This is a genomic window from Ottowia sp. (assembly GCF_047601385.1).
Classification (GTDB): domain Bacteria; phylum Pseudomonadota; class Gammaproteobacteria; order Burkholderiales; family Burkholderiaceae_C; genus Ottowia.
Window position 1 is genome coordinate 1,570,855 of the sequence record NZ_JASGJP010000001.1, and the last position, 9,560, is coordinate 1,580,414.

15 protein-coding genes are annotated in these 9,560 nt (G+C 69.1%); 4 read left to right on the forward strand and 11 right to left on the reverse strand.

Features of this window, described 5'->3' with window-relative positions; genetic code table 11:
• The first annotated feature begins 53 nt into the window (after window positions 1–53).
• Window positions 54–1,208: a trypsin-like peptidase domain-containing protein gene (locus QM772_RS07640; RefSeq protein WP_415135133.1), complete on the forward strand. Its 1,155-nt coding sequence runs from the start codon at window positions 54–56 to the stop codon at window positions 1,206–1,208.
• 78 nt (window positions 1,209–1,286) lie between these two features.
• Here the strand turns inward: QM772_RS07640 and tatC are convergent, their stop codons facing one another.
• From tatC to hisI, 8 genes are all read right to left on the reverse strand, one after another.
• Window positions 1,287–2,087, reverse strand: a complete 801-nt coding sequence (tatC, locus tag QM772_RS07645) for a twin-arginine translocase subunit TatC (protein WP_415135135.1) — start codon at window positions 2,085–2,087, stop codon at window positions 1,287–1,289.
• 55 nt (window positions 2,088–2,142) lie between these two features.
• Window positions 2,143–2,628 (reverse strand): Sec-independent protein translocase protein TatB, encoded by a 486-nt coding sequence (gene tatB, locus QM772_RS07650; protein WP_415135137.1) that lies wholly within the window; start codon window positions 2,626–2,628, stop codon window positions 2,143–2,145.
• A gap of 97 nt (window positions 2,629–2,725) precedes the next feature.
• Window positions 2,726–2,953, reverse strand: coding sequence for a Sec-independent protein translocase subunit TatA (tatA, locus tag QM772_RS07655; protein ID WP_415135139.1), 228 nt, complete (start codon window positions 2,951–2,953; stop codon window positions 2,726–2,728).
• Window positions 2,954–3,157: 204 nt separating this feature from the next.
• Entirely contained in the window at window positions 3,158–3,526 is a 369-nt protein-coding gene (locus QM772_RS07660; protein ID WP_415135141.1) for a histidine triad nucleotide-binding protein, read from the reverse strand.
• Window positions 3,523–4,563 carry a patatin-like phospholipase family protein gene (locus tag QM772_RS07665; RefSeq protein ID WP_415135143.1) on the reverse strand — a complete coding sequence of 347 codons (1,041 nt, stop codon included), beginning with the start codon at window positions 4,561–4,563 and terminating at the stop codon, window positions 3,523–3,525. The genes QM772_RS07660 and QM772_RS07665 overlap by 4 nt, the downstream gene beginning before the upstream one ends.
• Window positions 4,556–4,951 carry a DUF4870 family protein gene (locus QM772_RS07670; RefSeq protein ID WP_415135145.1) on the reverse strand — a complete coding sequence of 132 codons (396 nt, stop codon included), beginning with the start codon at window positions 4,949–4,951 and terminating at the stop codon, window positions 4,556–4,558. The genes QM772_RS07665 and QM772_RS07670 overlap by 8 nt, the downstream gene beginning before the upstream one ends.
• Window positions 4,948–5,337: a phosphoribosyl-ATP diphosphatase gene (locus QM772_RS07675; protein ID WP_415135147.1), complete on the reverse strand. Its 390-nt coding sequence runs from the start codon at window positions 5,335–5,337 to the stop codon at window positions 4,948–4,950. Before QM772_RS07675 ends, QM772_RS07670 begins: the two co-directional genes overlap by 4 nt.
• Before the next feature lie 5 nt (window positions 5,338–5,342).
• A complete protein-coding gene (gene hisI / locus QM772_RS07680) occupies window positions 5,343–5,732 on the reverse strand; it encodes a phosphoribosyl-AMP cyclohydrolase (RefSeq protein WP_415135149.1) in 390 nt (129 codons plus the stop codon).
• Between the two features lie 196 nt (window positions 5,733–5,928).
• Here hisI and QM772_RS07685 point away from each other — a divergent pair, with 196 nt between their 5' ends.
• The gene (locus QM772_RS07685; protein ID WP_415135151.1) at window positions 5,929–6,357 is read left to right on the forward strand and encodes a polyhydroxyalkanoic acid system family protein; all 429 of its coding nucleotides are present in this window, start codon (window positions 5,929–5,931) and stop codon (window positions 6,355–6,357) included.
• A gap of 93 nt (window positions 6,358–6,450) precedes the next feature.
• Here the strand turns inward: QM772_RS07685 and hisF are convergent, their stop codons facing one another.
• Entirely contained in the window at window positions 6,451–7,230 is a 780-nt protein-coding gene (gene hisF / locus QM772_RS07690) for an imidazole glycerol phosphate synthase subunit HisF (protein ID WP_415135153.1), read from the reverse strand.
• A 120-nt stretch (window positions 7,231–7,350) separates the two neighbouring features.
• Here hisF and QM772_RS07695 point away from each other — a divergent pair, with 120 nt between their 5' ends.
• Both QM772_RS07695 and QM772_RS07700 read left to right on the forward strand, forming a co-directional pair.
• Window positions 7,351–7,614: an AbrB/MazE/SpoVT family DNA-binding domain-containing protein gene (locus QM772_RS07695; protein ID WP_415135155.1), complete on the forward strand. Its 264-nt coding sequence runs from the start codon at window positions 7,351–7,353 to the stop codon at window positions 7,612–7,614.
• A gap of 10 nt (window positions 7,615–7,624) precedes the next feature.
• Window positions 7,625–8,017: a type II toxin-antitoxin system VapC family toxin gene (locus tag QM772_RS07700; RefSeq protein ID WP_415135157.1), complete on the forward strand. Its 393-nt coding sequence runs from the start codon at window positions 7,625–7,627 to the stop codon at window positions 8,015–8,017.
• A gap of 27 nt (window positions 8,018–8,044) precedes the next feature.
• Here QM772_RS07700 and hisA read toward each other — a convergent pair whose 3' ends face one another.
• Window positions 8,045–8,791 carry a 1-(5-phosphoribosyl)-5-[(5-phosphoribosylamino)methylideneamino]imidazole-4-carboxamide isomerase gene (gene hisA / locus QM772_RS07705; protein WP_415135159.1) on the reverse strand — a complete coding sequence of 249 codons (747 nt, stop codon included), beginning with the start codon at window positions 8,789–8,791 and terminating at the stop codon, window positions 8,045–8,047.
• A gap of 74 nt (window positions 8,792–8,865) precedes the next feature.
• Window positions 8,866–9,537 carry an imidazole glycerol phosphate synthase subunit HisH gene (hisH, locus tag QM772_RS07710; protein WP_415135161.1) on the reverse strand — a complete coding sequence of 224 codons (672 nt, stop codon included), beginning with the start codon at window positions 9,535–9,537 and terminating at the stop codon, window positions 8,866–8,868.
• Window positions 9,538–9,560: the final 23 nt, after the last annotated feature.

Consider the following 9,560-nt stretch of genomic DNA (forward strand, 5'->3'; position numbering starts at 1 on the left):
CCTACAATTTCGCACCGCAACCCCGCGCGCCGCGCAAGGATCCGCCCCATCCCATGAAACGCCTCTGGCTCCTGTTCGCCCAGACTGTCACCGTGCTGGTGGCGGCGTACTTCGTCGCGCTGACGCTCAAGCCCGAGTGGCTGGACCGCGGCCGCGTGCAGCCGGGCAGCACCGGCAGCATCTCGATCATCGAGGCGCCCAGCGCGCCGCCGGGCACGCCGGCGCCGGGCAGCCTGAACGGCGCGGTGCGCAAGGCGGCGCCGGCGGTGGTGAGCATCAACACCAGCACCGCCGTGCGCGGCCCGCAGCGCAACGACCCGTGGTTCCGCTTCTTCTTCGGCGACCAGGCCGGGCAGCAGCAGCAGTCCGGCCTGGGCTCGGGCGTGATCATGAGCCCCGAGGGCTACGTGCTGACCAACAACCACGTGGTGGAGAGCGCCGACGCCATCGAGGTGGTGCTGCAGGACGCGCGCCGCGCCACGGCCAAGGTGATCGGCACCGACCCCGAGAGCGACCTGGCGGTGCTGAAGATCGACCTGGGCAATTTGCCCGTGATGACGCTGGGCAACTCCGACGCGCTGCTGGTGGGCGACCAGGTGCTGGCCATCGGCAACCCGTTCGGCGTCGGGCAGACGGTGACCAGCGGCATCGTCAGCGCGCTGGGGCGCAACCAGCTGGGCATCAACACGTTCGAGAACTTCATCCAGACCGACGCCGCCATCAACCCCGGCAACTCGGGCGGCGCGCTGACCGACATCAACGGCAACCTGATGGGCATCAACACCGCCATCTACTCGCGCTCGGGCGGCAGCATGGGCATCGGCTTCGCCATTCCCGTCTCCACCGCCAAGCAGGTGATGGAGAGCATCGTGAAGAACGGCCAGGTGGTGCGCGGCTGGATCGGCGTGGAGGCGGGCGAGCTGACGCCCGAGCTGGTGCAGACCTTCGGCATCAAGGCGGCCGAGGGCGCGATCGTCACCGGCGTGTTCAACGGCGGCCCGGCCGCCAGCGCCGGCATCCGGCCCGGGGACGTGATCACGCAGGTCGGCGGGCAGCCGGTGCGCACGGTGTCGGAGCTGCTCACGCGCATCGCCGCCCTGGCGCCGGGCGAGGCCGCGCCCTTCGCGCTGGACCGCCGCGGCGAGCCGGTGCAGACCAGCGTCACGCCCGCGCAACGGCCGCGCCCACGCGCGCAGCAGCAGCGCTGAATACTATTTAATTGATAGCTGCCAGCGCACGGCTGGCGGGCGCTGGAGGCCGATTTGGCTTGAAATCATCGAGGCGGCTCAGGGCTTGGCCGCCTCGGCTTCGTCCTCGTCCTCCGGCGCCTTGGTGTGCCGGATGAACAGCGCGGCGGCGCGGATCCCCACCTCGTACAGCAGGCACATCGGGATGGCCAGCGCCAGCTGCGACACCACGTCGGGCGGCGTGACCACGGCGGCGACGACGAAAGCCAGCACGATGAAGTAGCCGCGGAAGCTCTTGAGCTGCTCCACCGTGACCACGCCCAGGCGCGCCAGCACGACGACCGCGATCGGCACTTCGAACGCCAGCCCGAAGGCCAGGAACATGGTCATCACGAAGCTGAGGTAGGCCGCGATGTCAGGCGCTGCGGTGATCGACTTGGGCGCGAACTGCTGGATGAAGGCGAACACCTTGCCGAACACGAAGTAGTAGCAGAACGCCACCCCGGCGAAAAACAGGATGGTGCTGGACACCACCAGCGGCAGCACCATCTTCTTCTCGTGCGAATACAGCCCTGGCGCGACGAAGGCCCACACCTGATAGAGCACCACCGGCAGCGCGATCAGGAAGGCCGCCATCAACAGGATCTTCAGCGGCACCATGAAGGGCGTGATCACGTCAGTGGCGATCAGCGTCGCCCCCTCCGGCAGGTGCGCCACCAGCGGCGCGGCCAGGAAATCATAGAGCTGGCCTGGCCCCGGGTACACAGCCAGCACGCCGGCCACCAGGCCGATGGCCACCATCGCCTTGATCAGCCGGTCGCGCAGTTCCATCAGGTGCGCGACGAAGGGCTGCTCGGTGCCGGCCAGTTCGTCCTCGGGGTCTTGCTTGGGGTCGCTCATGGGAAGGGGATTGTCGCCCAGCCGCGCCGGTGCCGCGGCAGCGCCGCAGCCGCGCTCAGGCGCCGGGCCGTTTCGGCCGGAAGCGGGCCACGCGCGCCGCCCCCGACTGCACCTGGCGGCGCACGCCGTGGCGCGCCTTGTACCACTGCGGGGTGGCGCCGCGCTTCAGGCGCCAGTTCTTGCCGGGGCGGCGGTATTCGGGCGGCGGCGGCGTCCAGGCCGGGGTTTCGGCGGCGGCGTCGGAAGAGGTTCCTTCCAGCCCGGCGGTGGCGTCGCTCCACTCCTTCTCGAAGTCGGCCTTGGTGGCGTGGATGCTCTGCTCGACCTCGCGGCCGGCCTCCTCGACCGACGCCTTCATCTTCTTCAGCTCGTCCAGGTCCATGGCCCGGTTGACCTCGGCCTTGACGTCGGCCACGTAGCGCTGCGCCTTGCCCAGCAGCGTGCCGACGGTGCGGGCCACGCGCGGCAGCTTCTCGGGGCCGATGACGATCAGCGCCACGGCGCCGATCAGCGCCATCTTGGAAATGCCGAGGTCTAGCATGAGAGAGGTTGAGCGTTCGGCGTTGAGCGTTCAGGGGGGAAACCACCCGGAAGCACGCTCAACGCACGACGCTGAACGCTCAACCGGAAAAGAGCCATCAGCTCTTTTCCTTGGCCTGCACGTCGATGGTGTCCTTGGCGGCGCTGGCGTTGGTAACCTGCTCGGCCGACTTGTCGGCATCGGCCGTGCCGTCCTTCATGCCGTCCTTGAAACCTTTGACCGCGCCGCCCAGGTCGGAACCCAGGTTCTTCAGCTTCTTGGTGCCGAACACCAGAACCACGATGATCAGCACGATCGCCCAGTGCCAAATGGAAAAAGAACCCATGATGCTCACTCCTTGCGCCGCACGAAAGCAGCGGCGCGATTGATCGATTTTAGACGGCCGACTTCATTTCAAGTACTTGGTGCTGAAGATGAGGGCCACGAGCGCCAGGGCGATCAGCCAGTGCCAGAGGGAAAACGAATCCATGATGCGCACTCCTTGCGCCGCACGAAAGCGGCGTGGCCGGTCGATTCTAGGCGGCTGACCTCATCCGCGCGCCCACGGGCGCGGCCCGCCCATGACGTGCACGTGCAGGTGGTGCACCTCCTGCCCGCCATCGGCGCCGGTGTTGACGACGACGCGGAAGCCCCCTTCCGGGTACGGCCGGCAGCCCTGCTCCAGCGCCAGCCTGGGGGCCAGGGTCATGATGCGGCCCATCAGCGCCGCGTGCTCGGGGCCGATCTGCGCGAAAGAGGGAATGTGCGCCTTGGGGATCAGCAGGAAGTGCACCGGCGCCCAGGGGGCGATGTCGTGGAAGGCGAGGATTTCCTCGTCCTCATAGACCTTCTTCGAGGGGATCTGGCCGGCGGCGATCTTGCAGAAGACGCAGTCGGGGTCGTGTGCGGGTGCGGTCATGGCTGGGACTGGGGCAGTGGGTTGGTCTTGTGGCGCGCCACCTTCTCCAGGCTGGAGCGCACGCCCACGTCGCCTGCATGGGCTTGCAGCCAGGCGTGGCCGGCGGAGCGCCCCAGATCGTACAGGCGGGCGATGAAGGCGCCGTCGGCGCGCGACTTGCTGGCGGCGCCGAACTCGGCCATGGCGGCGCCGCCATCCACCCGGTGCAGCAGGATGTTCTTGTAGCGCCCTGGGTCCAGCCGGCCTTCGGCCAGCAGGCGGCTGACGAACTCGATGGCGCGCATCTCGGCCAGCAGCGGCGCGTTGAAGGTGATCTCGTTCACGCGCTCCATGATCTCGGGCGCGCTGGCGCCGGGGTTGAAAGGCGCCTCGACCGGGTTGATCTGCACCAGCAGCACGTCGGCGCTCTTCGTCTCGTAGATCAGCGGGTAGATGGCGGGGTTGCCGGAATAGCCGCCGTCCCAGTAGTGCTCGCCCTCGATCTCGACGGCGCGGAACAGCGTCGGCAGGCAGGCCGAGGCCATGACGGCGTCGGCCGACAGGCGCTCGCCGCTGAACACCTCGCCGCGCCCGGTGCGCACGTTGGTGGCGGTAACGAAGACCTTGAGCAGGCGCTGGCGGGCCAGACGGGCGAAGTCCACCTCGCGCTGCAACAGCTGGCGCAGCGGGTTCAGCCCCAGCGGGTTGGCCTGCGCGGGCGACAGCCATTGCGTGAACATCGCGGCGAACGCCTGCGCGGCCGGCAGCGGCACGCCGGCGGCGAAATTGCCCAGCAGGCCCACGCCGTCCCAGAAACGCCGCAGCGCGGCGCGGGCGGCGGCGCGCGCGGCCGCGTCGTCCCGCCCCTGCTCGTGCGCCTTGGCCAGCGCGTGCGCCAGCACGGCGGCGTTCATGGCACCGGCGCTGGTGCCGCTGGCGCCCTCGAAGGCCAGGCGCCCGTCCTCCAGCAGCGCGTCGAGCACGCCGGCCGTGAAGGCGCCGTGCGAGCCGCCGCCCTGCAGGGCCAGGTTGACGCGCCGGGCGCCCGCCTCAGGCATCGACGGGCCGGCCGGCGTTCATGCGCACCATGCCCTTGACGATGCGGTAGAGGAACCAGATGGAGATGACCGCCCAGGCGATGGCGCCCGGCAGGTAGAGCAGCAGGAACAGCGGGAAGGTGACCACGTACAGCACGCCGGCCCACAGCACGGTGCTGATGCGCCACTTGAAATGGCTTTCCTGCCAGGTGCCGGCGGCATCGTCCTTCTTCACGATGTCCATCACCAGCGCGATGATGAGCAGCGCGACGCTCACCTGCGCGCCCGGCACCACGGCGGCCACGGCCACGATCAGGTGCAGGATGTAGCTCACCCAGCCCCAGGTCTTGAGCGAGTCGTCGGCCCGGCGCTGCACGGGCTCCGCGTCGATGATGGTCCTGTCGTTCATGCGTCTGTTCCTTTGGGCTTGGCTTCCGATGCCTCGCGCTCGCGCACCTTGCGCAGCGCCTTTTCCTCGATGCCTGAGAGTCCCTCGCGGCGCGCCAGTTCCGCCACCACGTCGGCGGCGGTAAAGCCGTAGTGCGCCAGCGCCACCATGCCGTGGAACCACAGGTCGGCCATCTCGGCGACGATCTTCTCGCGCGGGCCGCCGTGCTCGGCGTCCTTGGCGGCCATCACCACCTCGGTGGCCTCCTCGCCGATCTTCTTGAGGAAGGCGTCCGGGCCCTTGTGCAGCAGGCGGGCGACGTAACTCTTGTCGGGGTCGCCGCCGACGGCGGGCTTGCGGCTTTCGATGACGGCGGTGAGGTGCGCCAGGGTGTCTTGCGTGGACATGGCGCTCATTTATAGATGCTCGCCGGGTCTTTCAAGACCGGATCGACGGGCTGCCAGCGGCCGTCCTTCAGCACGCTGTAGAAGCAGCTGTGGCGCCCGGTGTGGCAGGCGATGCCGGGCTCGTGCCCGAGCTGGGTGACCTTGAGCAGCACCACGTCGTTGTCGCAGTCGATGCGGATCTCGTGCACCTGCTGCACGTGGCCCGACTCCTCGCCCTTGGCCCACAGCTTGCCGCGCGAGCGGCTCCAGTACACCGCCCGGCCCAGTTCGGCCGTCTTGGCGAGGGCCTCGCGGTTCATCCAGGCGAACATGAGAATGTCGCCCGTGCCCTGCTCTTGCGCGATCACGGGCACCAGGCCCTGCGCGTCCCATGCGACTTGGTCCAGCCAGTTCATGGCGGCATTGTCGGCGATTCGCATCCTCTGGACATGCGCTACTCTTTCAATAGCTTCTGGCGCTTGTCAGGCGGGCGCTGGCGGCAGTTTTCGCCATGAATTTTTTGGGCAGGGCGCTCGACGGGGTGCCGATGGCGCCACAATGGCCGCCTGCCGCGCCACATCCAGCGCGGCCATCACCAGGAGCGAGACCACGATGCCCGACATCCACATCGAACGCCGACACGCCCTGGGACTGCCGCTGGCCCGGCAGATCGCCCGCCGCTGGACAAGCAAGCTGGAGAGCGACTTCAGCCTGCGGTGCCGCTACGAGGAAGGCGCGAAGGACGATCAGGTAGCCGTCAGCGGCCCCGGCGTGGCGGGCTGGGTGGTGGTCAACGCCCGCTTCCTGCAGGTGCAGCTGGACTTGCGCTTTCCGCTGATCACCCTGCGCTCGATGCTGGAGCGGCGCATCGCCAGCGAGCTGGACGAGGCACTGCAAGAGCACGCCCCCCGGAAAGCCGTGGCGAAGAAGCCAGCGCGCGCCGTCGCGCCGCGCGAGGCCGCGGCCGCGAAGCCGGCCGCCCGGAAGACGGCCCCCAAACCCGCCGCGAAGAAACCCGCCCCCCGCGCGCGCAAGGAATGAGCGCCGCCATCCTGGCTTGAAGAACGCCCCGGGGCCGGCAGGGCGTGGCCGACTCTGGACCCTATCTCACCGGAACGGGTTGACCCGGGCGCGTCAGCGCCGCACCTCGATGCCGCGCTCGGCCATGCGCTGCTTGGCCTGCGCCACGGTGTATTCGCCGTAGTGGAAGATGCTGGCGGCCAGCACGGCGTCGGCCAGGCCGGTCTGCACGCCGTCGGCCAGGTGGTCGAGGTTGCCCACGCCGCCGGAGGCGATGACGGGCACCGGCACCGCCTCGGCCACGGCGCGGGTCAGCGCCAGGTCGAAGCCGCTCTTGGTGCCGTCGCGGTCCATGCTGGTCAGCAGGATCTCGCCCGCGCCGTGCTCGGCCATCTGGCGCGCCCAGGCCACGGCGTCCAGCCCGGTGTTCTTGCGGCCGCCGTGGCTGTACACGTCCCAGCCTTCGCCGCGCGCGGCCACCTCGTCGCCCACGCGGCGTTTGGCGTCGATGGCCACCACGATGCACTGCGCGCCGTATTTGCTGGACGCATCGCGGATCACCTGCGGGTTGGCGATGGCGGCGGAGTTGAAGCTGGTCTTGTCGGCCCCGGCGTTCAGCAGCCGCCGCACGTCATCGACGGTGCGCACGCCGCCGCCGACGGTGAGCGGGATGAACACCTGCGAGGCCACCGCCTCGATGATGTGCAGGATCAAATCGCGCCCATCGCTGGTGGCGGTGATGTCAAGGAAGGTGAGCTCGTCCGCGCCCTGCTCGTTGTAGCGCGCGGCGATCTCCACCGGGTCGCCAGCGTCGCGCAGCTCGACGAAGTTGACGCCCTTGACGACGCGGCCGCCGGTGACGTCGAGGCAGGGGATGATGCGTTTGGCGAGCATGGCGCGATTATCGGTCTTGCGCGCCAAGCGCCTGGGTCGAGACAAAATTGTCACTCCCATCTGATTTGACAATTTTCTATAAATTGACAAACTTCAGGCAATCAAGGATTCTTCATTGTCATGACAGACCTCACCATCTCCGACAACGGCCGCGTGCTGATACCCGCCGCGCTGCGCGAGCAGCTGGGCCTGAAGCCCGGCACGCGCGTGCACGCCGAAGTGCGCGATGGCAGCCTGGTGCTGACCTCGGCCAGCCAGCGCGCCGTGCAGCGCCGCGCCTATTTCAGCCGCCTGATGCAGGAGCTGAACGTGGCGCCCGGGCACAGCCTGGCGGGCGAGCTGATCGGCGAGCGCCGCGCCGACAACGCGCGCGACGGCCACTGAAGCACCTGCCATGCCGCACGTGCTGGATGCCTCCGCCCTGCTCGCCCTGATGCAGGCCGAACCCGGCAGCGAAGTGGTGGAGGCCCTGCTGGAGGAAGGCGAGTGCGTGATCAGCACCGTCAACCTGGCCGAGGTGGCCAGCAAGCTGATGGACTACGGCCTGGCGCCCGCGCGGCTGGGCGAGGTGCTGCGGCAGAGCAATGTCGCGCCGGTGGATTTCGATGCCGGGCAAGCCGTCATCAGCGCCGCGCTGCGCCCGCTCACGCGCGAGGCCGGCCTGTCGCTGGGCGACCGCGCCTGCCTGGCGCTGGCCAAGGGCTTGCAGGCCAGGGCCGTGACGGCCGACCGCGCCTGGGCCGACGTGGCGGCGGCGGTGCAGGTCGAAGTGGTGCCGATCCGCTGACGCGGTGGCGCGCGGGCCGCGCCGGATTTACGCCGCGCCGCCCAGCTCGTCCGCACGCGCCTGCGCGGCGGCGAAGTCCAGGTCGCCCGAGTAGATGGCGCGGCCGGCGATGACGCCCTCGACGCCCTCCTCCTCCACCGCGCACAGCGCCTCGATGTCGGCCATGCTGGACAGCCCGCCCGAAGCGATCACCGGGATCGACAGCGCCTGCGCCAGCTTCACCGTGGCCTCGACGTTGATGCCGGAGAGCATGCCGTCGCGGCCGATGTCGGTGTAGATGATGCTTTCGACGCCCCAGTCCTCGAACTTCTTCGCCAGGTCGATCACCTCGTGGCCGGTGAGCTTGCTCCAGCCGTCGGTGGCGACCTTGCCGTCCTTGGCGTCCAGGCCGACGATGACGTGGCCGCCGAAGGCGGTGCAGGCGTCTTTCAGGAAGCCGGGGTTCTTCACCGCCGCGGTGCCGATGATGACGTAGCGCAGGCCGGCGTCGATGTACTGCTCGATGGTGTCCAGGTCGCGGATGCCGCCGCCCAGCTGCACCGGGATGTCGTCGCCCACCGCCTTCAGGATGGCCTTGATGGCGGCCAGGTTCTGCGGCTTGCCGGCGAAGGCGCCGTTCAGGTCCACCAGGTGCAGGCGGCGCGCGCCCTGCGCCAGCCAGTGCGCGGCCATCTCGGCCGGCGCCTCGCTGAAGGTGGTGGCCTGGTCCATGTCGCCCTGTTTCAAGCGCACGCAGTGGCCGTCCTTGAGGTCGATGGCGGGGATGAGCAGCATGATCGGAGTTAAGGGTTAAAAAGACCGCCAGCGCGCACCAGTCAAGCGCCGCCAGCTATCAAAATCAGAGTATCTCAGGGGTTCCAGTGGAGGAAGTTGCGGTAGAGCATCAGGCCCTGATCAGCGCTTTTCTCGGGGTGGAACTGGGTGGCAAAAATGTTATCGCGGGCCACGGCGGAGGTAAAGCGCGCGCCGTAGTCGGTCTCGCCCACGCTGTGCGCCGCCTCGCGCGGGCGGGCGTAGAAGCTGTGCACGAAGTAGAACCAGCTGCCGTCGGGCACGCCGCCCCACACCGGGTGCGGGCGCGCCTGGTGCACGCGGTTCCAGCCCATCTGCGGCACTTTGTAGAGGCTGCCGTCGGGGGCGGTCCGCCCGGCCAGGTCGAACTTGACGACCTCGCCCGCGATCAGGCCCAGGCCCGGCGTGCCGGCGGCGGTGCGGCCCTCGGCGCTGTGGTCCAGCAGCATCTGCATGCCGACGCAGACGCCGAACAGCGGCTTGGCGGCGGCCGCCTCCAGCACCGATTCGAGCAGGCCCGACTCGCGCAGCTCGCGCATGCAGTCGGCCATGGCGCCCTGCCCCGGCAGCACCACGCGGTGGGCGCGGCGCACCACCTGCGGGTCGGCGGTGATGACGGCGTTGACGTGCGTGTCGGTGGTGGCGTGGATCACCGCCTGCGCCACCGAGCGCAGGTTGCCCATGCCGTAATCGACCACGGCGACGGTCTGGTTTACTCCTGAATTCATAGCTGCTGGCGCTTGACTGGCAA